The sequence below is a fragment of the Sulfitobacter undariae genome, from assembly GCF_014196805.1.
GTDB lineage: Bacteria > Pseudomonadota > Alphaproteobacteria > Rhodobacterales > Rhodobacteraceae > Sulfitobacter > Sulfitobacter undariae.
Genome location: NZ_JACIEI010000012.1, coordinates 73,398 through 96,197, shown reverse-complemented (window position 1 = coordinate 96,197; position 22,800 = coordinate 73,398). Strand labels below are relative to the sequence as shown.

Genomic DNA, 22,800 nt, shown 5'->3' with positions numbered 1-22,800 from the left:
TAGATTTCAGCAAACTGCGGAGCTTATCTGACAGAGAACAACACTCTTCGACAAACCCGGAAGCAAGGTTGATCTGCACAAAGAGATCGCTCTCGGCTCGGTCATGGTCGTCGACATGCTTCAGCGTCAGTAAACGGTGAAAACCGATCAACTGATTACTTTGGGCCCGCGTCAGTTGTCGCGCGTGGCGAACGGCCTCACACAGTAGAAACACGCGTGCACTGGCTGTTGGGCCGCCGAGTTTGTGAGCAGCCATTGCCAAAGCCGTTCCGTAATCGCGAAGAAACCCGCGAACTTGTTTCAGGTTCTGGCAAGGCTGCTTGGTGAATATCTGGTGATAGGTCATGGGGTTCATCCCGGAGTAACGCTGCGCCAGGGTGGCAGCTTCAAGACGCCTAATTTCTCCTTTCAGAAAGGCGATCTGGCCAAACTCGCTGTAGCAGCAGGTGAGTCTATCGGTTTGGCAAATGTTGATGTTTATTTTAGTTCGGTATTTCCGGAGTTTCCGGATTTGCGTGGCCTCACAAAAAGGCCCGCGCAAGATCTGGAAATCAGGTGAACCTGTGGCGTACCTCAAGTCGTGTTACTGGCTGCCACTCCCAGTTTCGATGAGATAGCCCTGAGGCAATCCGAATTTTGCAGCTTTTTCTCCACCTCATCCAGTTTTTGGGTTGTGCGGCCTCAAAAAACGGACCGCACAATGACCAGAAACTGAATGAGCTCAGGAGCAGAAATGTTGGTGGGCATTGGCCATAAAATTGTAGTTACAACCCCAACTTTCTGAGCCGCTGTAGGTATAACGATTCACCCGCGTTATTTTTTGTGCCCCTTTTTTTTCCGGCTTCATAACGAAATCAAAAAAATGATAGAAACCTTAACCGAAGATTTTTTGGGTGGCTGGGGCAATACATTCAACAAGAGCTTTATCCTGCCTAAAGTTCCACTCAAAAAATACAGTTACGGACTGCATTGGCGCGTTTGCTTGTCAGGAGGGATACAGCTTAACAAACTGCGGTTGACCAACTATTCTCCAAAAAACTGCGCTTTCAAGCGGAGGTATACTCGGCAGTTTACATCTGCTAACCTGCTGTTAAGTTTAGATTTTGGCGGCCCCGGAAGGAATCGAACCCTCAACCTCGGACTTAGAAGGTCCTTGCTCTATCCAGTTGAGCTACGGAGCCGCTGAAAGCAGTCTGTAAAACAGTCCGCAATATTTTACCACTCGTTAAACGCCTTTAATTCAAAGCGAAATTTTGACTTGACCAACCGATTAGAAGTTCCCTGCTCTAATCCAGCTGAGCTAACGGCCCGCACTTGTGTTGAGCGTATCTTACACAACTCTATCGAAGTCAATCTTGCAATAAGGGACACGCCGTCCTTTATCTAGCTCTGGTTCTCGGCCTGATCGTATCCTCTAAACTGTGCGGAACCAATCTGGCAGAATTGTCCGGCACACATAGTTATTGAAGGGCGGCTTCACGATGCCTCGCGTGGGATCACGGACTGGGTTTTCACGGATCACCTCATACCCTAATGCGACGGCTTGCTCCCATGGAAGCTCTTGCGCTTGGGCCAATTTACGAAAGAAACGTTGCGCGTGCAATTCGGAGTTCGACCAGCCGTTCACGCCCCAATCCTCTCCAACTGAATCCGCCACCGACTGGCGCACTTCATTGGTTTCTTTTAACGCATCTGAATTGGCATGTTTCAAATGCACAAAAAACACATCATCAGGCATTTCATAGGGGAACACATCGGTTTGGCCACGTCCACAAAACACCCCATGCCAACGTAGCGGCAGCGCTTTGCGCACAGCCCAAGCTTTGCTGTAGTTCCCGGTGACGCAAGCAACATTTCGATGCGCCAGAACGTTATCATCTGGCATTAACGCTGAGTCCCCGTAAACCTCAGCAAGGTTAAGCCCCAACGCAAACAGCGCAGGTGCTTTTGTGTTTTCGAACATTTCCTGAAACGATCCGTATGTGTTCGGGTTGAGGCACACCAGTTCATCCGCGTCGGTCTGGATCACCCAGTCATAAACATTATTCAGACCTGATTGGATATCATTTATCAGACGCGCACGGACACGGTCAAATCCCTTCAAATCGTCACGTGGGATGTTAATGATACTGGCTTGGGGGCAAATTTTAGCGATCTCGGGATCAACCCCGTGGGAAATCACATAGAGATTTTCCGGGCCCAAATATTTACCGTAATGCCGATACCATTGCGCAAGCGCCCAGTAGTCGCGGTAAACCATCGTAATCGCGCAAATCTTCATATCAACACCCTCGTTCCATCATGGGGTAGCGATGCATTGCGGCCCGATCAAGGAAATCCAGTGGAACAGATATGGTCTGTCAATTATTGTGTCTCATGTATCAGACAATAAAGGTCGCCTAGGGCACCCGTGCCCAAAAGGATGACTTGTGTTTATGCGCCTCGCGCAACAACTCGATATACGCGCCATGCGCTGTAAAACGGCCGTAATCGGTGATCTCGGCATCCACGGCAGCACAATCCATCAGATGGTCTGCTGCATATGTATAACGGGTAGAGCGCCCGTCCCAGAGCGTGTGATTAATCATCGCACGCCACAAAAGAACTGCCGCCAGCGGGTATCTGTTACGCAGGGCTTCGGCGGCAGGTGCATATATAGGGTACAATGCGCCGTCCAACTGCGACGCGCGGTCCTCAATCAAACGGGCCCCGCAGGCCAGATCCGGCCATGCCAGGAAAAACTCCAACGCCGTGGGCAGGTCCGCAAAGTGCAAAGCATGTGCCTTGGCTTGATCCTCCAATTCTATGTCTTCAAAATCCGGTAAGACCTTGAGGTAATCCCGCAGGGTTTGCACATCCAGCGTATCACAGAATGATGTCCAACGGTGCGCTTGCGCATCCGCAACGCGCCCCAACGCCAACAAACAAGCGATATAGGCTGCATCCCAATCCGCATCCCCTGCCCCCTGTGCGTTCTCCAATACCTCCAGCGCTTCATGGTGCCGTGCTCCATCCGATAACATTTGCGCCACCTGTGCAGCGATGCGCGGGCGGGTCATTTGCTCGGCTGAGAATTGCGCGATATAGCCGTCGGTATCTCCTTGTGCCGATGCGATTTCCTGAAGCGTCATACGGATCAGACGTGCCTTGTGATCAGCGGCAAAACTCCCCCCGCTACTGCGCAGGTCACGCAAGAATTGCAGCGCGGCATGGTCCTCATCTTCCTCCAACCGTGCCTCTCTGAACGCCTCAACCAATTGCTTGAGGTGTGCCAACCCTTCATCCCCCAAAGCAGGGGCCAGCAACGTGATGATATCGTCGAATTCGCCATAGCCATTGTCGCACACGGCGCGCCAGACACGAACGGCCAGCTCTGTAGGGGCCAGCATGGCACGGGGGGCGATCTGTGCAAAATGCCCGCGTGCTGCCCGAAACACATCCCCCACATCACCGCGACTGTCATCAACGCGCTCATAAACCGAGGGAGCCAATTCGATAAACTGCCACAGTAAGTCAAAGGCTTCGGTGGAGGCCTCAGGAGCGATCTTATCGGTGATCATCTCGGCTTGGGTGCTTAGGTCTCGGATCAGTGCTTTGCGCTTGCGCCACCCCACAAAGCTGGTGCTGCGCCGGATCGACGCAAGGCGCTTGCGCACATCATGAGCCAGCTCTCCCGCGCCCAGATTATGGCTCAACTCCAGACGCAAACGGCGCTTGATATCGGCGCTGCCTGTACTGACTTCGATCAGCAGCGCAGCAAGCCGTTCAGCTCCCAGAGCCGCAAGATTTGTTTCATTCAAGGTTTTCTTCGACATAACCCATGTTTGGCACTGCTTTGGACAGAAGAAAAGCTTGCATAGCCCTGTTTGCGCCCTCATTTATACAGGGTGAAAAATAAAAACCCTCAGACACCGCATTCTCTGGCAACTCTTGGCTGGTCCCCGTTTTTCGAGGACCAAGTAGGCACGCAAGACGCAGGGTATACGCCCTTGCGGATTGCCACAGTGCACCGCTCACGCATGTCCGCGGAAGGGGTCGCTGGAGCAATAAAGCTCAAGCTGGCGCCGCGCGCGAACACGTCTGATTATGCCGTGGGCGATTGGGTGCTGGTCGACGCGGATACACGGGAACTGGTGCGCAGGCTGGATCGCCAGACATTGCTCCAGCGCCAGACCGTTGGCGCACGCACACCGCAATTGATCGCCGCGAATATCGACACGCTGTTTATCGTCACCTCGTGCAACGAAGACTTCAATCCCGCGCGTTTGGAACGCTATCTGGCCCTTGCCAATGAGGCAGGCACAGAAACCGTGATTGTTCTGACCAAGGCCGACAAGATCGAGGACGCATCGGAGTTTGTAACACAGGCACAGGCGCTGCAACGCGGCCTTCAGGTGGTGACAATAAATGCCAAAACGCAATCCGCTGTTGATGCATTGGCCCCGTGGTGCGGCGAAGGGCAGACTGTGGCGCTGATCGGTTCATCTGGCGTTGGGAAGTCAACCTTGCTGAACACGCTGGCCGCTAAAGCACCCGAAGACGCGCAGTTGACGGGTGGCATCCGCGAAGACGACGCAAAGGGCCGCCACACCACCACATCGCGCTCGCTTCATGCTATCCAGTCGGGTGGTTGTGTCATCGACACGCCGGGCATGCGCACTCTTCATGTCAGCGATGTTGCCGCCGGATTAGACGTCTTGTTTGCTGAAATCACGGAACTTGCCCCCAATTGCAAATTCCGCGACTGCACCCATTTTCACGAGCCGGGATGCGCTGTTCAGGCGGCAGTCACTGCTGGCACATTAGACGCAGACCGTCTGGAACGGTGGCGCAAGCTGGATGATGAAAACCGCGTAAACACCCCGACGTTTACTGGCGCACGCGGCAATAAAAAGCCCGAAACTTACGGCAAGCGGCGCTAGGCCAGTGCTCTAGTCATCGTCCAGCAATATTCGCGCCGCATTGCCTTTGTCGTCGTCATATTGATCCGAACGTACAGTCCACAAAAATGCGGCCAGCCCGACAGCCCCCAAAATTAGGGAAACAGGGATTAAAATAACCAGAACGTTCATGACATCCACCTCATCCGTTGGGCATTCAGCAAGACTGTGATCGACGATATCGACATCGCCAGCGCAGCAGCAAGCGGGGTTGCATAACCTGCCAGCGCAATCGGTACCGCGATCAAGTTATACACAGCAGCAATTACAAAATTCTGCTGGGACAGCAACCGCGTTGCGCGCGCCACCACCAAAACCAGCGGCAGATCGGCAAAACTCTCTTTTAGCACCACAATATCAGAGGCCGTGCGCGATGCCTCTAGGGCGGTCGCGGGCGCTATTGAGGCGTGCGCAGCGGCAAGTGCGGCGGTATCGTTCAAACCGTCTCCGACCATCAAAACATGATGCCCCTGCGCGGCAAGCTGCGCCAGACGGCGTTGTTTATCGGCGGGGCGGGCTTGGGCGGTGACGGGCAGGTTCAATGCATCCGCCAGCTTTTGCGCAGGCTCGGGCGCATCGCCTGTCATGATCTCACAAGGCATCTGCAACCTCGCCAAAGCCTCTGGCACACCCGCACGTATTGTTTCAGATGCGGCCAACATCACGGCGGGTTCATCCCCGCAGCGATAGCCAAGCCCGATAAAATCCGCCTCTAACCACGGGCCACGGCCCAGACGCACGGTTTGCGCGCCCAACTGCGCAGTAATCCCTTCGCCTGCGACTTCTGTAATTGCCCCTAAATTCACCACGTCCGCGTCTTTCAACGTCGTAACCAGCGCTTTTGACATGGGATGATGGGACGCCTGCGCAAGCGTTTTGATGATGGCACGGCCTGTGTCACTCAACCCCTCAGGCAGCGCAACCGACGGCAGCGTTAGCGTACCGGTTTTATCGAACACCACATGACCCACCTCGGCCAGACGTTCGAGCGCGGTGGCGTGTTTCACCAAAAATCCATGTGCAAACAGGCGGCTGATGGCAGCAGTGGACACGGCAGGCACCGCAAGCCCCAAGGCGCAGGGGCACGTGATGATCAACACAGCGATGGCAATGTTCAGACTGTGGCGTACATCTCCCGAAATGGCGAGCCACACCAAAAACGCTACCAGTGCCAGCAAATGAACCGCAGGCGCATAGATCGCCGCGGCACGGTCGGCCAGCGCAGTATAGCTGTTGCGCGCATTCTCGGCTGTCTCGACCATAGCTGCCATGCGACGCAGGGATGTGTCCTCGCCCACCGCTTCAGCGCGCATTTCGAACGGCGCAGACAGATTGATTTCACCCGCTTGCAACATGCTGCCTTTGGCCGCTGGAACTGCCGCGGTTTCGCCGGTAAGGATGGATCGGTCCAGCAAGGCCGAGGGTGTGATCAGCGTGCCATCCACGGGCACCCGTGCGCCAGCGGGCACCATCACAACATCTCCCACAGCCAAATCAGCAACGCTGACTGTTTGGGCTTTGCCGTTGACCATCCGCTCGGCTGTGTGGACCTCAAGCGCCGTCAGTTCTTTGGCTGCGGAACGCGCAGCAGAGCGCGTGCGGTGATCCATATAGCGCCCGATCAGCAGGAAAAACGTCAATGAAAGTGCCGCGTCAAAATACGCATGTGCGCCGCTATTGAGCGCCTCAAACAAGGACATGCCTGCCGCCAGCAAGATCGCCAGAGAAATTGGCACATCCATATTCAAGCGGCCCACCCGCAGCGCCTGCCATGCATGCAAGAAAAACGGCTGACCCGAATAGATCACAACAGGAAGCGAGATCGCCGCTGAAATCAGATGGAACATATCGCGGGTCGCATCCGTGGCGCCCGACCATACCGCCACAGACAGCAGCATGACGTTCATCATCGCAAAACCCGCAACCGCCATTCGCGTCAGCAGGGCGCGACCCTGATCATCACGCGCTCTGTCCAGCGCGCCCAAATCCAGCGGATAGGCCTCAAAACCCAAGTCCGCGAGGGTGGCCAGCACGCGGTCAGGATCAGCGGGGCCCGTCACAGACAGACGTTTGAGCGACAGGTTCACCCGCACATCCCGCACGCCGATAACCCCGCCCATGCCGCGCTCGATCTTGCCAATGCAAGCTGCGCAGTGAATTGTAGGCAGCGAGAATTGCAATCCCGGCCCCTCCGCCAAGGCGGATGCCGCAGGGCCAACAGAGCAAGCGGGGCAAGCGGATGTCATTTCTCTATCCTTACGATAATGCGTTGCTGGAATAATGTGCCATCCTCTGCGCGTGCCTTGATCCGCAGATTCCAATTACCCTCGCCGCCATCAACGGTGGCGCGTAGTGCTGTGCCGTCAAAGGTAAACTCGGGTGTTTGGTCCTGTCCCACGTTAGTGGCACGGCCAAAAGTGGCCTCTTCGATTACAGGTGCAAGGGCACGGCCCCCTTTGAGGATAAACAAACTCAGGTCATGTTCAACCAAAACAGCCGACACATCCCAGCCCAACGCCAACTGGCGATCCCGGTCCGTATCAAAGCTCTGGCTGGCAACGTAAGAGTTCTTGACCTCAAGCCCCGGAAAGGTCCGTACCGCCTGATACGCCAGCGTTAGATTGACGCTAATGATGACAGAAAACGCCAACACAAATACCGCCAGAACGTGCCATCCCTTAATTTCTTTTGTCATTTTTCTCTCCCGTTGAAACTGGTGGCACGGCCTGCGCGCTCACCGCTGAGGGCGTCCTCGACCCATAGACGCAGGTCCGTTGAGTGCTCTGTCGCCGCCGCGCTTTGCGGTGTGGCTGTGACGTAGACTCGTTGCAAGATGGTGGTGTCCGCTGGCACCAAAACATCCAATTCGCCATTACGGCCCTGAAGCTCCATGCCCAATGTAGCTTCGCTGGTCAGCCCAAGATGGATCAAGCGATCCTCGCCCAGCTTGTTGCGCAAACGCACGTCATAGATGTTGCGAATGCTGCCGTCGGATTGCACAACAAAAGTCGGATTGCGCACAGGGCTGACCGTCAGTTCAATATCGCTACGAATGAATAATGCGTAAACAAGCCCCACACCGATCAGCGACCAAAGCGCGGTGTATAGGATCGTACGGGGGCGCAGGATGTGGTGCCAGACAGATTTTGGCGCCTCGCCGGCTCTCTCGGCTGGTTCATCGGACAAAGCCAGATAATCAATCAACCCCCGTGGCTTGCCGATTTTGGCCATCACATCATCGCAAGCATCAATGCACAACGCGCAGGTGATACACTCCATCTGCTGACCATCGCGGATGTCGATACCCATGGGACAGACATTGACGCAGGCCATGCAGTCGATGCAATCGCCGTGCTCCTGAACAGGCGCCGCGATTGTGGCACTGCCGCTGGAGAGCTGGATCGGCGCGTTGGGATATGGAGTGGCTTTGTACCGCGCCTGCTGGCCCGGCCCTGCCGCTTGCGCTTCGCGCTCGGCCTTTTCAGCGGCGGCGCGGTCCCGTTTGCGCAAATTGCCTTTGCCGCGCGGCTCACCGCGCCAATCACGGTAGGCCACGGTGATGGTATCAGAATCCATCATCGCCGCCTGAATACGCGGCCAAGGGCACATATAAATGCAAATCTGTTCACGCATGAAGCCACCAAACACAAAGGTGGTCGCCGTCAGAAAAGCGACAGTACCATAAGCAACCGGATGTGCGGTGAAGGTGAACAGATCCACCAACAATGTCGGGGCATCCGCAAAGTAAAAGACCCACGCGCCACCTGTTGCCACCGAAATGGCCAGCCAAGCCGCCCATTTTGTGATGCTCAACCGCCATTTGCGGGCGGTCCATTTGGCGTTGTGCAGGCGAACACGGGCGTTCCTATCGCCCTCAATCCAACGCTCGACAAGGATAAACAAATCCGTCCAGACCGTTTGCGGACAGGCGTAACCGCACCAGACACGGCCCAGCGCAGAAGTAAAAAGGAACAGGCCCAGCCCCGCCATGATCAACAGGCCCGCCACAAAGTAGAATTCATGGGGCCAAATCTCGATCCAGAAGAAATAGAAGCGGCGGCTTGCAATATCGACCAATACGGCCTGATCGGGCAAATGCGGGCCGCGGTCCCACCTGATCCATGGCATCAGGTAGTAAATACCCAAGGTGAAAATCAAAATCGCCCATTTGAAACGGCGAAATACCCCTGTCACGCGACGGGGGAAAATCGGCTCACGGGGGGCGTAAAGCTGTGGAGGAGGTGTGGTAGTCATGGGATTCTTTCCTGTTCGCCTGCTCTGGTTACAGATGTGCAAACGGGCGCGCCTTGATCTGCATCAAGAACGCGCCCCGAGGTGGCGTAGCTTTGCGAACAGAGCCACCTCATCTGTGGGCCGCTTGCGCGGCGTTTTCGTTTACTCACCACCGCCAAGGCTGTGAACATAGATAGAAACAGCGCGCACATCCTCATCAGACAGGCGTTGGCCCCATGCTGGCATCACGCCGAAACGGGCATAACGCACGGTATGTTCCAACGAAGCGCGGTCACCACCGTAAAGCCAGATGGCATCACCCAGATCAGGTGCCCCAATTTCGCGGTCGCCCTCGGCATTTGCACCATGACAAGACGAACAGTTATCCGCGAACACCGTTTTACCCTTCAGGGCCACCAATTCGTCAAAATCTGTCGAAGAGAGGCTAACCACATATTCAACGACATCGGTCACTTCGTCATCGTCCAGCATTTCACCAAACGCAGGCATTTCGGAATAACGCGCATCATCATCTGTGTCGTTGCGGATGCCGTGTTTTACCGTCAGGGCAATGTTCTCCACATCCCCGCCCCACAGCCAGTCATCATCCAGCAAGTTAGGATAACCTTTGGCCCCTGCCGCGCCGGAACCGTGGCACTGGCTACATTGCGCCCGAAACACCGCACCACCCCGCGAAACGGCATAGCGGTGCAAGTCGTCCTCGGGTGCAAGGCCTGCCAGATCAGCGGCCAAAAGCTCACGCACCAGACCATCATTTTTGGCGTCATGGGCCGCGATATCTTTGGCCACCTCGCCACGGGTTGACCAACCGAGCACACCCGTCGTCGCACCCGAAATCATGGGCCATGCAGGATAGGCAATCGTATAGCCGATGGCCCATATGATGCTGGCATACAGCGTCCACAACCACCAACGCGGCAGCGGGTTGTTCAGTTCTTCGATACCATCCCAGCTATGGCCGGTTGTTTCGACGCCTGTGGCTTCGTCAACCTTGCTGTCATGGCTCTTTTTATCTTGGTCAGACATTTCAGGTCCCTTTCTGATCAAAGGAAGAAGCTGCGCTTTTGCATTTTTCGCAATTATCCTTGCAGGCTTTGACCGGCGTTTCGTTGCGAAAAGGGATTAGGCTGGCATCTTCACGTGCGCTTCTTTGGCTGGGCAAAAAAGCCCAAACGCCTGCCCCAATGAAGAAAGCAAACATGCCCAACAAAACCCAGCTATCAGCGAATTCGCGCAAGATTGAATACGTATCCATCATATCCTCCTATCGGCTTGCGTCTGGGGTGAAGGTTGAGAAATCAACCATCGTGCCCAAGACCTGAAGATAAGCGATCATCGCGTCCATCTCGGTCAGTTCCGGCTGACCATCGAAGTTGGCAATCGCCGCCCCTGGATACCGTTCAAGCAAACCATCCGTGTCGCCATCAGGGTCCGCCTGAACCCTGAAATCACTATACGCGGCCTCAATCTGGGCATCAGAATACGGCACACCGACAAAACGGTGGGTTTTTAGCAAATCTTCGATGTGCTCACCATCAATGCGCGTCTGCGAAAGGAAAGCATATTTCGGCATGATGCTTTCAGGCACAACGGATTGCGGATCGCTCATGTGATCCACATGCCATGCGTCCGAATACCGCCCGCCGACCCGCGCCAGATCAGGGCCCGTGCGTTTGGACCCCCATTGGAACGGATGATCATACATCGATTCCGCCGCCAATGAGTAATGCCCGTAGCGTTCGACTTCGTCGCGCATGGGGCGGATCATCTGGCTGTGACAATTGTAGCACCCTTCGCGAACATAGATGTCACGGCCTGCCAGCTCTAGTGGGCTATAGGGGCGCACCCCTTCCACCTCTTCAATCGTGTTTTCGAGCCAGAAGAGAGGTGCGATTTCAACGATCCCGCCGATGGTCACCACCAGCAGGGAAAAGGTCAAAAGCAAGGTCGGGCTACGCTCTAGTACTGCGTGTTTATCAAGAAATCCCATGATCAGCTCCTATTGCGCTGGTGTTGCGTGAGGGACGGATGCGGCAGCCGGTTTTGCGCCACGGATCGTCATGAACATGTTCCAGCACATGATCAGCGCACCAGAGAGGAACATCACGCCGCCCAAGCCACGCACAACATACATCGGGAACTTCGCGCTTACGGTGTCCGCGAAAGAGTTCACAAGAAAGCCTTGGTCATCCACTTCGCGCCACATCAGGCCCTCCATGATACCCGACACCCACATGGATGCCGCATAAAGAACGATGCCAAGCGTCGCCAACCAGAAGTGCCAGTTGATGGCCGACATGGAGTACATCTTTTCACGGCCCCACAGGCGCGGCGTCAGGAAGTAGAGAGCGCCAAATGTGATCATACCGTTCCAGCCCAACGCGCCAGAATGCACATGGCCGATTGTCCAATCTGTGTAATGGCTGAGAGAGTTCACAGCGCGGATCGACATCATCGGACCCTCGAATGTGGACATGCCGTAAAAGCCGAGCGAGAGAACAAACATCCGCATGATCGGATCGGTACGCAGCTTGTCCCATGCGCCTTGCAGCGTCATCAGGCCGTTGATCATCCCCCCCCAACTGGGCATCCACAGCACAATAGAGAACACCATGCCAAGCGTCGTCGCCCAGTCAGGCAAAGCAGTATAATGCAAGTGGTGCGGTCCGGCCCAGATATAGAGAAAGATCAGCGCCCAAAAGTGAATGATCGAGAGTTTGTAGCTATAAACAGGGCGCTCGGCCTGCTTTGGTACAAAGTAATACATCATACCCAAAAAGCCCGCCGTCAGGAAAAAGCCCACGGCATTATGACCATACCACCACTGCGTCATCGCATCCTGCACACCCGAGAAAACCTGCACGGATTTGGAGCCCCAGAAACTGATCGGGATGCTGAGATTGTTAACCACATGCAGCATCGCGACAGTGATGATGAAACTGAGGAAGAACCAGTTGGCCACATAAATATGCTTTTCACGGCGCTTAAAGATCGTGCCCAAATAGACGGCCAGATAGGTCAGCCAAACGATGGTAAGCCAGATATCAATATACCATTCTGGCTCCGCGTACTCTTTGGACTGTGTAGACCCCAGCAAATAGCCGGTCGCCGCCAGAACGATGAACAGCTGATACCCCCAGAATACAAACCACCCCGCTTTGCCGCCCCACAGGCGCACACCGCTGGTACGCTGCACAACGTAAAACGACGTCGCGATCAGCGCATTACCCCCAAAGGCAAAAATCACCGCCGATGTATGCAGCGGGCGCAGACGGCCAAAATTGGTAAAAGGCTGGGCCCAATCAAAGTTCAGCGCGGGAAAGGCCAATTGAAACGCGATGAACGTACCTACCAGAAAACCCGCGATGCCCCAGAAAGCCGTTGCAATAACACCAGCACGGATCACGCCATCAAAATAGATGCTGTCCGGCTCGGCTGCCTTTGGTTTTTCATCAACGTTGCGCAAGACCCAGATGAACATGCCCGCAGCGATGAACATAATCAGAACGGCATGCACCTGATACGCCAGATCGCGGGCCCAACTGGCCCCGATTGCGGCGATCACGGTGACTAAACCTAGTAATATAAGTTTGACGTAATCCATAAATGTGCCCTCAATTTTAGAGAGGCACCAAAAGATACCCCTGTTCGCAGGGCATCTCTATTTGGGTGGTCGGTATCGGACTTTGATCTAAATCAAGTTTCTGAATTATCGCGTCAGTTACGCGGGCAAACCGCCATCAGCATCATTTCCTGTCGCGTCTTGCAAAGCAGGCAAATCGCATATCGTCAGCGTGCGGCGATCCGAAAAATTAATCACGCCTTCTTTTTTCAAAGAACTGAACTGACGGCTGACCGTTTCAAGCGTCAGCCCCAAGTAGCTTGCGATCTGGTCGCGGGTCATGGGCAGCGGCAGTGTTCTAATACGCTGCGCCGCATCAGAATTTGAACGGCGCTCAAGCAGTTCAATAAATGTGGCAATTTTTTCACGGGCCGTTTTACGTCCCAGCAACAGCATCCAGTCACGCGCTGCATCCAGTTCATCCAGCGCCAGCTCCATCAAGCGCTGCGCGATATGCGGCGTTTCCATCAGTAGCTTTTCAAAAGGCTTGCGATCAAAGCAGCACAAGACAACATCAGTTGTCGCGGTTACGTCAAACGCGATTTCCATGCGACCCGGACGGCCAATGAAGTCAGAGGGCAGCAATAACCCCACCATCTGGGTGCGCCCGTCCTCAAGTGTTTTCGACAGCGTCGCAACACCACTCACCACCGATGCCAAGAATTCCACCGGCTCACCACGCCACAAAATAGGGTCGCCTGCTGAAAAGCTGCGGTAGGTTTTAATTGCATCCAGCAGCGACAGCTCATCCGCGTCACAGCGCGCGCACACGGCACGGTGGCGTATCGGGCAGCTATCGCAACGCATTTCTGTCTTTAGCTTAGGAATTGTATTCATGTTGATCTGCATCAAAGTTTATTTATCCATGCCATCCTAAACACAACCATGAGTAATATCGACACCTTTCGCCGACATGGCCTTTTTGACGCACGTGTACCCCGATACACGAGCTATCCACCTGCCAATCACTTTGTTGAAGGCGCGGGCCAACGTAACCAGCAGGACTGGCTCCAAGCCGTGCCAGACGGTACGGATGTGTCAATCTACATCCATATTCCCTTTTGCAAACGCCTGTGCTGGTTTTGCGCCTGCCGGACACAAGGCACAAAAACCATGCGCCCTGTGGATGCCTATGTTACAATTTTATGCAAAGAAATTATGGCTGTGCGCCGTAGCTTGCCAGATACTGTGAACATGTCCCGCCTGCATTTAGGCGGGGGCACGCCAACGATTCTTTCTCCGGAAACGATGACTCAACTTTTGCGTTGTGTTTTTGCGGCCTTCACACACGCACCCGATTTTGAATTCTCGGTCGAAATTGACCCAACTGAAGCCGCACCCGATCTGTTGCAAACCTTAATTGATTTCGGCCTGACCCGCGCGAGTCTGGGCGTGCAAGACTTTAGCGAAAAGGTGCAGCAGGCCATCGGCCGTCCCCAAACATTGGAACAAACCCAAACCGTTATTCTCTTTTTACGCGAACAAAATGTGAGCAGCCTCAATCTGGATGTCTTATATGGCCTTCCCCACCAAACCCTCGAAAGTTTCACCCGCACTCTGGATCACGTGCTGGCTCTGCAACCCGATAGGTTGGCGATTTACGGCTATGCGCATGTGCCATGGATGTCCAAACGCCAAGTGATGATCAAACCCGACGATCTACCCGATACCCTTATGCGCTTAGCTCTCGCCGCTGCCGCCGATCGGGTGTTCACTGAAAACGGCTATCAGGCGATTGGCATTGACCACTTCACCCTACCTGATGACAGCTTGGCACACGCCAGTACCACAGGCATGTTGCGCCGCAACTTTCAGGGCTACACCGACGATCAAAGCCAAATCTTGCTGGGATTTGGCGCGTCGGCTATCTCAAAACTCCCTCAGGGGTATGCCCAAAATACGCCCGCGACATTTGCCTATCAAGAACGGATAGAAGCCAACGGGTTTGCAAGTTTCAAAGGCTTTGCGATGTCGACCAAAGATAGGATGATGGCTCAAGTCATCGAAGACCTGATGTGCCGCTTCATATTTAACGAAGCCGCGCTGGGAGAGGCGTTCCCGACATATCACGCCGATATTCGCGCGATGGCCGTGTCATTGATGCAAAAATTTTCGGATGTATTTTTCATCAGCAGCAAGGGATTGGAGCTCAAACCAGCAGCCTATCCATTGGTGAGGGTTATCGCCGGATATCTGGATGATCGCACAACACAACAAACCGCACATTCTTCCGCGATCTAGAAATCCACCGCACGCGTCGTGCTGTCCTGCAAAGACTTGAGGCAAATTATGCGGTACTGTGCTGCAACATCATGCCATTCCAACCCCATCCGTTTGAATTGGCAACGCACAAATTGCAGACAGGTTTCTCTCTAATTCATGCGGCAAACCGCCAAGCACCTCAATCGGGTGAGCCGCGGCAGGTAGACTCACCGAGAAGACACTCCCGCTCCCTAAAGTGGAGCGTAAATTCACCGTACCGCCCCATGAAGTGACAACCTTCTTAACAAGCGCAAGCCCCAGTCCGTTTCCCGCCGCATGCGAAAACCTCGTGAAGGGCTCAAACATCTCGTCATATCTGTATGGTGCTATTCCCGTTCCGTCATCTTCGACCTCGATCACAACATCGGTTTGATTGCGATACGCACGCAGCACGATGCCCCCCATGACTTTATCATGATGCCATGCGGCATTTGTAATCAAATGCTGCATGACCAGATCAAAAGAAACCGGATCTACATGTACTGGGGGTATGTCCGACTTAATGTCTACCTTGATGTGCGGCCCGATCGCAGCACGCGCAACGATAGCCTCCAGTCGTGCATTCGGGGAAAAACACTCGGCCTTTTTTTGTCCCAGATCAACGGTCGTGTAATCCAGCAAACCACTTACCAGCAGGTCCATACGTGTGGACAGTTTAGCAAGCATCGCAAACTGGCTTTGTACTTCGGCTGACAGCCCCAGCTTGGCATCTGCGATCTCCTCCGACATGCGCCCCAACAAAGCAGATTGCTGTTTCAAAGGTGCCTTCAGTTCATGAACCGCCATTTTTGAAAACGCCAAGAGTTGTTGGTTCGTCTGCTCCAATACGCGATTATGCGCGGTAATATCCGCGTGTTGGTGATGAAACTTTGTCACATCGACCCAGATCACCCCATATTGCTGCGCAGCCAGCAGAAACAGGACCAAATCAAATGTACTGCCCGACGGGGTGTGCACAGTGTGCTGGACAGTATCCCCGCTTTGCAAATTGGTTACCAAATCGCCAATGCATGTTTCGACCGCATCAAAACCCAGTTTTGGGCTAAAAACGCAGGTATTACATGCCTGGCTGAGCAGTCTCTCAAGGGTTGCGCCCTGCTCCAGATGGGGGACCAAAGTCGGAAATCGCCCAACAAATTCGCTGTTCCAATCAGTTGCTTTCATTTCACGATCAAAGGTAACAACCGCGCCCTGCATTTGATCCATGGCCTTAAACAAGACCCCGCCAGATGCACAAACTTCCTTAGCACTGGCTGAACGATGGCCAATCCCTGCAGCATAACCCGTCAATGCCACTGCCACCAAGCCGAACACCATCGCGATATTTGCAGGCGGCAAGCCCGATAAAGAAGCACGCGTTTCAGCGCTCCATGGCGCCCACGCGAACACTTCACTGGCCGACAAAACGCAACCCGCTGCCGAAGCCATCAGTAAAACCAAAGCTGCGAGCAAAAGACGTAAGAATTTGAACATGCTACAGCACACCTCACCAAACACAACTACGTCAATTTCTCCTGCAATAATGAATACTTAGTTAATGCCTGCCGCAATATTCGGTAGATAAGCTGTCTTGGCTCAGAAATGCTTACCGTTCGAGCCACTTTTGCACGACGTGACCTATAGAACGAGATGGCAAACCATTGCACCGCGCCACAGATGCGCAGCGTTCCCCACCTGCGTTACGACACCCATTCGATCGACAAAGACGTCCAAACCTCTGATCACACGCCCCATTCGCTTAAAACCACAACATGTCGGGACTATTAAGGACATGATTAGCACGAAACTACGCCCCAACACTGGACGCCCCTACACAAATCGGCTTCACTCTATCTTGAAACCGCCAGTGAGCGGAAAGAGAACAGGAAATCCATGACACCACTGCTGGAAATTGACGCACTGACAATCGGTTTTGGCAATGCCGATCCTGTCGTGCGGGATGTCAGCTTCTCCTTGCAGGCAGGTGAAACGCTTGCTTTGGTGGGAGAAAGTGGGTCAGGCAAAACCCTGACCTGCCGGAGCATTCTGCGTATCTTACCGGAAGCTGCACAAATCCGTAGCGGCCAGATTATCTATGATGACGCAAAAGGTGCTATCGATCTGCTGGGCATGCCCGAACCAGCCTTGCGCAAGATCAGAGGCAACAGAATTTCGATGATTTTCCAAGAGCCCATGCGCTCGCTTTCGCCTTTGCACCGGCTGGGAGATCAAGTGGCCGAGGTGCTGCGCATTCACCGCTCGATGGGGCGATCAGAGGCCAAACGTATGGTCCTCCAAGAGTTTGAGCACGTCGGCTTTTCAGATGCTGAACGTGTTTGGCGCAGCTATCCGTTCGAATTGTCAGGCGGCATGCGCCAACGTGCCATGATCGCCATGGCGATGGTCGCCAAACCTGATTTGCTGATCGCGGACGAACCCACCACTGCGCTGGATGTGACCACGCAGGCGCAAGTGCTGGCGTTGATTAACAAACTACAATCCGAAACCGGAATGGGCGTGCTGCTGGTCACGCATGACTTGGGCGTAGTTGCCAATATGGCCCAACAAGTTGTCGTCATGAACAAGGGCCGCATCATGGAGAGCGGCCAAGCCGCCGACGTTTTAGGCGACCCCCGGCACGGCTATACCCGCAAGCTTTTTGCGGCAGCTACATCGATCCCCAAGGTTGCTACGCCAGCACGCGCACCAGCGCATGAAAACTTGATTATGGAGCTGCGCAATGTCAGTAAAACATTCACGTTGCGCACAACAGGCTGGCGCGAACTGACAACAGTTTTTGCCTGTAAAGATGTTAACCTACAGGTGGAGCGGGGCAAAACGCTGGCTTTGGTGGGGGAAAGCGGGTCTGGCAAGACAACTTGCGCACGTTTGGCGCTGGGGGCAGAAACGCCAGATAACGGCGGCGAAGTTCTGTTTTATCCCGAGCCGAATGCGCCTCCGCTGCCGGTACACAATTTGACGGGCAGGCAGCGCACCTCCTTTCAGCGTCAGGCGCAAATGGTATTCCAAGACCCCTACTCCTCACTTTCCCCTCGGATGCGGATAGGCGACACCCTGACCGAGCCATTGGACATCCACAATATCGGCACACGCGCAGAGCGGCGTGACAAAGCGGCAGAAATGTTGGAGCTGGTGGGCCTGAGCCCTGATATGTTGACGCGCTATCCCCATGCGTTTTCTGGCGGCCAACGCCAACGCCTTTCAATCGCCCGCGCCCTTACCCTCAACCCCAAGCTGCTTATCTGCGATGAACCTACATCGGCGCTGGATGTCTCGGTGCAGCATCAAATTCTTACTTTGTTGGAAGAAATTCGATCTCGTGCGGGCCTGAGTTATTTGTTCATCAGTCACGATCTGGCAGTTGTTGCCCGTATTGCCGACGAAGTTGCCGTGATGCGGCAAGGTGTGATCGTAGAACAGGCGCCCCCTAGCACGCTTTTTTACAATCCGCGCCACCCGTACACCAAGGCGTTGATTGCGGCCCAACCCGAACCCGATATTTCAAGACCGATAAACCTCGATCAAGTCGCTCAAGGCGCTGGTGCGCCCTCAAGCTGGCCTGAAATGTTCCGCTTTGAAGGCACATCCGTACCCGCCCTGCACGAGATTGAACCCGGCCATAAGGTGCGCTGTCATGTTTAGAGTTTTAGCGCTGGCCCTTTTGTTGGCCAATCCAGTGCTTGCTGCACCTGTCCTTCAGGAAACTTCTTTTTGGGCAATGGAAGTGAACAACGGCGATCTTCCCCCTATCGCCGAACGGCTACCAGAGGTTCCTCTTATCGTCGATCTGGAGGCCAAGGGGCGCAATTTCGGCACACAAGGCAGCAACTTACGGACACTTGTTTCACGCTCCAAAGACGTGCGTTTGATGTCGGCTTATGGCTATGCACGTCTGGTCGGCTACGCCCCCGACTACTCCCTTGCTCCTGACATCTTGCGCAATGTCGAAGTGATCGAGAACAGGAAATTCACGTTCCAGCTACGACCCGGGCACCGCTGGTCGGACGGCGCGCCTTTCACCTCGCAAGATTTCCGATACTGGTGGGAAAACGTGGTGAATGACCCCGATATCACCCCATCCGGCCCACCAACTTTCATGTATGCCGACGGCGTACTGGCAACGGTGCGTTTTCCGGATGCCGTGACGGTGATTTTTGAATGGCCCACTGCAAACGCAGAATTTTTGCTGCAACTCGCCCAAGCCAGCCCCCCTTTCATTTACCGCCCCGCCCATTACCTCAAACAATTTCACAAAAAATACGCCGATCCCGAGACTCTTGAAACCGCAGTCGCCGAAGCTCGCGTCAACAGCTGGGCCGCACTGCACAACAAGCGCGACAGCATGAATAAATTCGACAACCCTGATCAACCGACGTTACAACCGTGGATGAATATCAGCGAGGCAGGATCGTCGAGACAACTTTTTGTGCGCAACCCTTACTATCACCGCATTGACGCACGCGGTGTGCAACTGCCTTATATCGACACGGTTGAGATGACAGTTGTGAACAGCGGCCTCATCGCGGCCAAAGCCAACGCAGGAGAAGTTGACCTGCAAGCACGCGGTCTCGACTTTCCTGATATTTCGATCCTCAAGAAAGGCGAGGCAGATGGCGGGGATTATAAAACTCTGCTGTGGCAAAATGGGGCGGCCAGCCAGATTGCAATCTATCCGAACCTGAATTTTGCCGACGTTGTCTGGCGCAAAGTGATGCGTGATGTCCGATTCCGCCGCGCCCTCAGCCTCAGCATTGACCGCCGAATGATCAACCGCACGCTATATTTCGGGCTGGCCCAAGAAGGCGGCATGACTGCGCTTTCCGAAAGCTCACTCTTTAAAAGCGATAATTTCCTCGCGTTTTGCGGCTATTCCATAGACGCAGCCAACGCTCTGCTTGACGAGATGGGCCTGACCGAGCGCACCTCTTCGGGTTTGCGCAAGCTGCCTGATGGCCGCCCGATGGAGTTTGTGATCGAAACCGCAGGCGAGCGCCAAGAAGTTGAAAACGCATTGGCGATTATCACAGACACATGGCGAGAGATCGGAATCAAACTGGTCATGCGCCCACTGGATCGGAACATTCTGCGCAATCGCGTCTATGCGGGCAAAACCATGGCTTCTGTATGGTTCGGCTGGGATAACGGGCTGCCGACAGCGGAAACCTCTCCGAGTTACCTCGCGCCGACCAACCAGGAGTTCTTTGCATGGCCCATGTGGGGGCAATATTATCAATCCAAAGGTGAATTTGGGCAAAAACCTGAAGGCGATGCGCCCAACCGGCTGATGTCCTTGGCCGAAGATTGGAACCACGCCACGGACAATTCCACACGCGAAAATGTCTGGAACGAAATGCTCCGCATTCACGCCAACCAGGTCTTTGCCATAGGTATTCTATCAGAAGCCCCCCAGCCGATTGTCGTCTCTAAAAGGCTGCGAAATGTACCAGAAACTGGCATTTGGGCATATGAGCCGGGTGCGCATTTTGGCATTCACAGGATCGACGAATTCTACTTTGAAAACCCTCACCAGCAGGTAATCCAATGATGTTCCTGCGATATGCTTTGTACCGTTTCGGCACTATGCTGCTTACGCTTTGGGTGGTCTCGATACTGATATTTGTCATTATCAACTTGCCACCCGGCGACTACCTTTCCAATCAAATAGCCGAGTTGCGCGCCACCGGTCAGGCGGACGGCGTCGCCAAGGCCGAATTTTTGCGCAAAGAATACGCATTAGATCGCCCCCTTTGGGAGCAATACCTGATCTGGGCCGGCTTTGCGCCCGGTCCGTCGGGGTTTTCGGGTTTGATACAAGGCAACTTTGGCTGGTCATTCGAATTTGACCGCCCAGTAGGCGAAATCGTCGGTGATGCTCTTTGGCTGACGGTGCTACTCAATCTAGCAGCAGTGCTGTTTGTCTATGCTGTGGCGCTTCCATTGGGCGTTTTGGCCGCCGCCAAGGCCGAAACATGGGCCGACTATACAGCGGGATTCATCGCCTATTTAGGGCTGGCCACGCCGAACTTTCTATTGGCGTTGATCCTCTTCTACTATGGTCAAAAGCACTTTGATCTTCCCATCGGCGGCATGATGTCACCTGAATTTGAGGGGGAACCGATGTCGTGGCTAAAGGTGAAATCTATCCTGCTGCACATGATTGTGCCCACCTTTGTGATCGGCACCTCAGGCGCTGCCGCGATGATGCAACGTTTACGTGCAAACATGCTGGATGAATTGCACAAGCCTTATGTCGAAACCGCAAAGGCCAAAGGGTTAGCACCCGGGCGATTGTTGGCAAAGTACCCGCTACGCGTGGCGTTCAATCCATTTGTTGCAGACATCGGAAACCTGCTGCCCGCGATGGTTTCAGGATCGGTTCTGGTGTCAGTAGTGTTGGGCCTGCAAACAATCGGGCCTTACCTACTGGCCGCACTAAAATCCCAAGATCAATTTCTGGCAGGATTTGTCTTAATGTTTGTGGCTCTGCTCACCTTGATCGGTACAATGATATCTGACATGCTTTTGGTGCTGCTTGATCCACGTATTCGCTATGGAAGTCGGGGCACATGAGCATCCAACCCTCCAACCGCTTTGTCGACCCAACACCTTGGGTGGATGATGCCGACATATCCTCCCCAGAACGTGCGGATATGGATGCGCCTGCTTGGCGATTGATGTGGCATAAATTCCGTCGGCACAAACTTGCGCTGATTTCAGGCATCTTTCTACTGTGTTGCTATCTGATCCTGCCCATCGCAGGTTTCATTGCCCCCTATACCCCAAACGAGCGAAGCGCCGATTACCTCTACGCCCCTCCGCAGAGCATCAACCTGTGGCACGAAGGGGAGTTTATTGGGCCTTATGTTTATCCGATCACTGCCAAAGCCGATCTGGAGAATTTCCGGTGGACCTATACCACCGATGAAACGCGCCCCCTGCCCCTAAAGTTTTTCTGCAAAGGGGGCACATATAATCTGTTCGGGCTATTCCCCTCTGATACCCATCTTGTCTGTGCGCCCGAAGGTGCAAGTGTGTTTTTGTGGGGGTCTGATCGGTTGGGCCGCGACATGTTCAGCCGCATTTTATATGGTGCGCAGCTGTCTTTGACTGTCGGATTGATCGGCATATCGGTGTCTTTTGTGCTCGGAATTACTTTTGGTGCGATCGCAGGTTATTTGGGCGGGACGCCTGATTGGATCATCAACCGCATGATCGAAATACTGCGCAGCATCCCCGAACTGCCGCTCTGGCTTGCGCTCTCGGCTGCGGTGCCGTCCAATTGGGGGCCTGTCGCTGTCTTTTTCATCATCTCTGTTATTCTAGGCATCCTCGATTGGCCCGGATTAGCACGTTCCGTGCGGGCCAAATTCCTGTCCTTGCGCGAAGAGGAATACGTCAGAGCAGCCGAAATGATGGGCGCAAAGCCTAGCAGGGTTATCCGCCGGCATATGCTTCCAAATTTCATGTCCCATCTGATCGCCAGCGCGACACTGTCCATACCTGCGATGATCCTCGGTGAAACGGCGCTCAGCTATCTTGGCCTTGGCCTACGCGCACCTGCCGTCAGTTGGGGGGTCATGCTGAATGATGCCCAGAACCTTGCAAGCATCGAAATCTACTGGTGGACGTCGATCCCGATGTTGCCGATCATTGTGGTTGTGCTGGCCTTCAACTTTTTGGGCGACGGGTTGCGCGCATCACTTGACCCATACAAAAGCTGAA

19 protein-coding genes and 1 tRNA gene are annotated in these 22,800 nt (G+C 54.4%); 6 read left to right on the top strand and 14 right to left on the bottom strand.

Features of this window, described 5'->3' with window-relative positions:
• The 4 genes from GGR95_RS18820 to GGR95_RS14380 all read right to left on the bottom strand — a co-directional run.
• Positions 1–346: hypothetical protein (locus tag GGR95_RS18820; protein ID WP_221384926.1), on the bottom strand; the 346-nt coding region annotated here is incomplete at its 3' end.
• 758 nt (positions 347–1,104) lie between these two features.
• Positions 1,105–1,181 (bottom strand) — tRNA-Arg (locus GGR95_RS14390).
• 233 nt (positions 1,182–1,414) lie between these two features.
• Positions 1,415–2,281, bottom strand: coding sequence for a glycosyltransferase family 2 protein (locus tag GGR95_RS14385; protein WP_184567047.1), 867 nt, complete (start codon positions 2,279–2,281; stop codon positions 1,415–1,417).
• A gap of 118 nt (positions 2,282–2,399) precedes the next feature.
• The gene (locus GGR95_RS14380; RefSeq protein WP_184567045.1) at positions 2,400–3,815 is read right to left on the bottom strand and encodes a DUF6880 family protein; all 1,416 of its coding nucleotides are present in this window, start codon (positions 3,813–3,815) and stop codon (positions 2,400–2,402) included.
• Between the two features lie 72 nt (positions 3,816–3,887).
• On the opposite strand from GGR95_RS14380, the gene rsgA reads away from it, so the two are divergent.
• Complete coding sequence (rsgA, locus tag GGR95_RS14375; RefSeq protein ID WP_343042295.1) at positions 3,888–4,922, top strand: ribosome small subunit-dependent GTPase A; 1,035 nt, start codon at positions 3,888–3,890, stop codon at positions 4,920–4,922.
• A 9-nt stretch (positions 4,923–4,931) separates the two neighbouring features.
• Here rsgA and ccoS read toward each other — a convergent pair whose 3' ends face one another.
• From ccoS to fnrL, 9 genes are all read right to left on the bottom strand, one after another.
• Positions 4,932–5,072: a cbb3-type cytochrome oxidase assembly protein CcoS gene (gene ccoS / locus GGR95_RS14370; RefSeq protein ID WP_184567043.1), complete on the bottom strand. Its 141-nt coding sequence runs from the start codon at positions 5,070–5,072 to the stop codon at positions 4,932–4,934.
• On the bottom strand, positions 5,069–7,186 hold the full coding sequence (locus GGR95_RS14365; RefSeq protein WP_184567041.1) for a heavy metal translocating P-type ATPase: 2,118 nt from the start codon (positions 7,184–7,186) through the stop codon (positions 5,069–5,071). The genes ccoS and GGR95_RS14365 overlap by 4 nt, the downstream gene beginning before the upstream one ends.
• Complete coding sequence (locus GGR95_RS14360) at positions 7,183–7,635, bottom strand: FixH family protein (protein WP_184567039.1); 453 nt, start codon at positions 7,633–7,635, stop codon at positions 7,183–7,185. Before GGR95_RS14360 ends, GGR95_RS14365 begins: the two co-directional genes overlap by 4 nt.
• Positions 7,632–9,194, bottom strand: coding sequence for a cytochrome c oxidase accessory protein CcoG (gene ccoG / locus GGR95_RS14355; RefSeq protein WP_184567037.1), 1,563 nt, complete (start codon positions 9,192–9,194; stop codon positions 7,632–7,634). Before ccoG ends, GGR95_RS14360 begins: the two co-directional genes overlap by 4 nt.
• 141 nt (positions 9,195–9,335) lie before the next feature.
• Positions 9,336–10,220 carry a cytochrome-c oxidase, cbb3-type subunit III gene (gene ccoP / locus GGR95_RS14350; RefSeq protein ID WP_184567035.1) on the bottom strand — a complete coding sequence of 295 codons (885 nt, stop codon included), beginning with the start codon at positions 10,218–10,220 and terminating at the stop codon, positions 9,336–9,338.
• 1 nt (position 10,221) lies between these two features.
• Entirely contained in the window at positions 10,222–10,449 is a 228-nt protein-coding gene (locus GGR95_RS14345; protein WP_184567033.1) for a cbb3-type cytochrome c oxidase subunit 3, read from the bottom strand.
• A 9-nt stretch (positions 10,450–10,458) separates the two neighbouring features.
• The gene (ccoO, locus tag GGR95_RS14340) at positions 10,459–11,184 is read right to left on the bottom strand and encodes a cytochrome-c oxidase, cbb3-type subunit II (RefSeq protein WP_184567031.1); all 726 of its coding nucleotides are present in this window, start codon (positions 11,182–11,184) and stop codon (positions 10,459–10,461) included.
• 9 nt (positions 11,185–11,193) lie between these two features.
• Positions 11,194–12,798 carry a cytochrome-c oxidase, cbb3-type subunit I gene (gene ccoN / locus GGR95_RS14335; protein WP_184567029.1) on the bottom strand — a complete coding sequence of 535 codons (1,605 nt, stop codon included), beginning with the start codon at positions 12,796–12,798 and terminating at the stop codon, positions 11,194–11,196.
• A 117-nt stretch (positions 12,799–12,915) separates the two neighbouring features.
• On the bottom strand, positions 12,916–13,653 hold the full coding sequence (gene fnrL / locus GGR95_RS14330) for a transcriptional regulator FnrL (protein ID WP_184567027.1): 738 nt from the start codon (positions 13,651–13,653) through the stop codon (positions 12,916–12,918).
• Positions 13,654–13,701: 48 nt separating this feature from the next.
• Between fnrL and hemN the strand changes: the two genes are divergently transcribed.
• A complete protein-coding gene (gene hemN, locus GGR95_RS14325; RefSeq protein WP_184567025.1) occupies positions 13,702–15,057 on the top strand; it encodes an oxygen-independent coproporphyrinogen III oxidase in 1,356 nt (451 codons plus the stop codon).
• Positions 15,058–15,126: 69 nt separating this feature from the next.
• Here hemN and GGR95_RS14320 read toward each other — a convergent pair whose 3' ends face one another.
• On the bottom strand, positions 15,127–16,551 hold the full coding sequence (locus tag GGR95_RS14320; protein ID WP_184567023.1) for a sensor histidine kinase: 1,425 nt from the start codon (positions 16,549–16,551) through the stop codon (positions 15,127–15,129).
• A 399-nt stretch (positions 16,552–16,950) separates the two neighbouring features.
• Here GGR95_RS14320 and GGR95_RS14315 point away from each other — a divergent pair, with 399 nt between their 5' ends.
• Genes GGR95_RS14315 through GGR95_RS14300 form a run of 4 tightly spaced genes read left to right on the top strand, consistent with a single transcriptional unit; the run spans position 16,951 to position 22,799 of the window.
• Positions 16,951–18,720, top strand: a complete 1,770-nt coding sequence (locus tag GGR95_RS14315; protein ID WP_184567021.1) for an ABC transporter ATP-binding protein — start codon at positions 16,951–16,953, stop codon at positions 18,718–18,720.
• Positions 18,713–20,623 carry an ABC transporter substrate-binding protein gene (locus GGR95_RS14310; RefSeq protein ID WP_184567019.1) on the top strand — a complete coding sequence of 637 codons (1,911 nt, stop codon included), beginning with the start codon at positions 18,713–18,715 and terminating at the stop codon, positions 20,621–20,623. The genes GGR95_RS14315 and GGR95_RS14310 overlap by 8 nt, the downstream gene beginning before the upstream one ends.
• Entirely contained in the window at positions 20,620–21,648 is a 1,029-nt protein-coding gene (locus GGR95_RS14305) for an ABC transporter permease (RefSeq protein WP_184567017.1), read from the top strand. The genes GGR95_RS14310 and GGR95_RS14305 overlap by 4 nt, the downstream gene beginning before the upstream one ends.
• The gene (locus tag GGR95_RS14300; protein ID WP_184567015.1) at positions 21,645–22,799 is read left to right on the top strand and encodes an ABC transporter permease; all 1,155 of its coding nucleotides are present in this window, start codon (positions 21,645–21,647) and stop codon (positions 22,797–22,799) included. Before GGR95_RS14305 ends, GGR95_RS14300 begins: the two co-directional genes overlap by 4 nt.
• The last annotated feature ends 1 nt before the right edge of the window (position 22,800 follow it).

Coding starts and splice junctions, on each gene's coding strand:
- GGR95_RS14300 (WP_184567015.1), top strand. CDS start 21,645: ATGAGCATCCAACCCTCCAACCGCTTTGTCGACCCAACACCTTGGGTG.
- ccoN (WP_184567029.1), bottom strand. CDS start 12,798: ATGGATTACGTCAAACTTATATTACTAGGTTTAGTCACCGTGATCGCC.
- ccoO (WP_184567031.1), bottom strand. CDS start 11,184: ATGGGATTTCTTGATAAACACGCAGTACTAGAGCGTAGCCCGACCTTG.
- ccoP (WP_184567035.1), bottom strand. CDS start 10,220: ATGTCTGACCAAGATAAAAAGAGCCATGACAGCAAGGTTGACGAAGCC.
- GGR95_RS14320 (WP_184567023.1), bottom strand. CDS start 16,551: ATGTTCAAATTCTTACGTCTTTTGCTCGCAGCTTTGGTTTTACTGATG.
- GGR95_RS14365 (WP_184567041.1), bottom strand. CDS start 7,186: ATGACATCCGCTTGCCCCGCTTGCTCTGTTGGCCCTGCGGCATCCGCC.
- GGR95_RS14305 (WP_184567017.1), top strand. CDS start 20,620: ATGATGTTCCTGCGATATGCTTTGTACCGTTTCGGCACTATGCTGCTT.
- GGR95_RS14380 (WP_184567045.1), bottom strand. CDS start 3,815: ATGTCGAAGAAAACCTTGAATGAAACAAATCTTGCGGCTCTGGGAGCT.
- GGR95_RS14360 (WP_184567039.1), bottom strand. CDS start 7,635: ATGACAAAAGAAATTAAGGGATGGCACGTTCTGGCGGTATTTGTGTTG.
- GGR95_RS14310 (WP_184567019.1), top strand. CDS start 18,713: ATGTTTAGAGTTTTAGCGCTGGCCCTTTTGTTGGCCAATCCAGTGCTT.
- hemN (WP_184567025.1), top strand. CDS start 13,702: ATGAGTAATATCGACACCTTTCGCCGACATGGCCTTTTTGACGCACGT.
- GGR95_RS14315 (WP_184567021.1), top strand. CDS start 16,951: ATGACACCACTGCTGGAAATTGACGCACTGACAATCGGTTTTGGCAAT.
- ccoS (WP_184567043.1), bottom strand. CDS start 5,072: ATGAACGTTCTGGTTATTTTAATCCCTGTTTCCCTAATTTTGGGGGCT.
- GGR95_RS14385 (WP_184567047.1), bottom strand. CDS start 2,281: ATGAAGATTTGCGCGATTACGATGGTTTACCGCGACTACTGGGCGCTT.
- ccoG (WP_184567037.1), bottom strand. CDS start 9,194: ATGACTACCACACCTCCTCCACAGCTTTACGCCCCCCGTGAGCCGATT.
- fnrL (WP_184567027.1), bottom strand. CDS start 13,653: ATGAATACAATTCCTAAGCTAAAGACAGAAATGCGTTGCGATAGCTGC.
- GGR95_RS14345 (WP_184567033.1), bottom strand. CDS start 10,449: ATGGATACGTATTCAATCTTGCGCGAATTCGCTGATAGCTGGGTTTTG.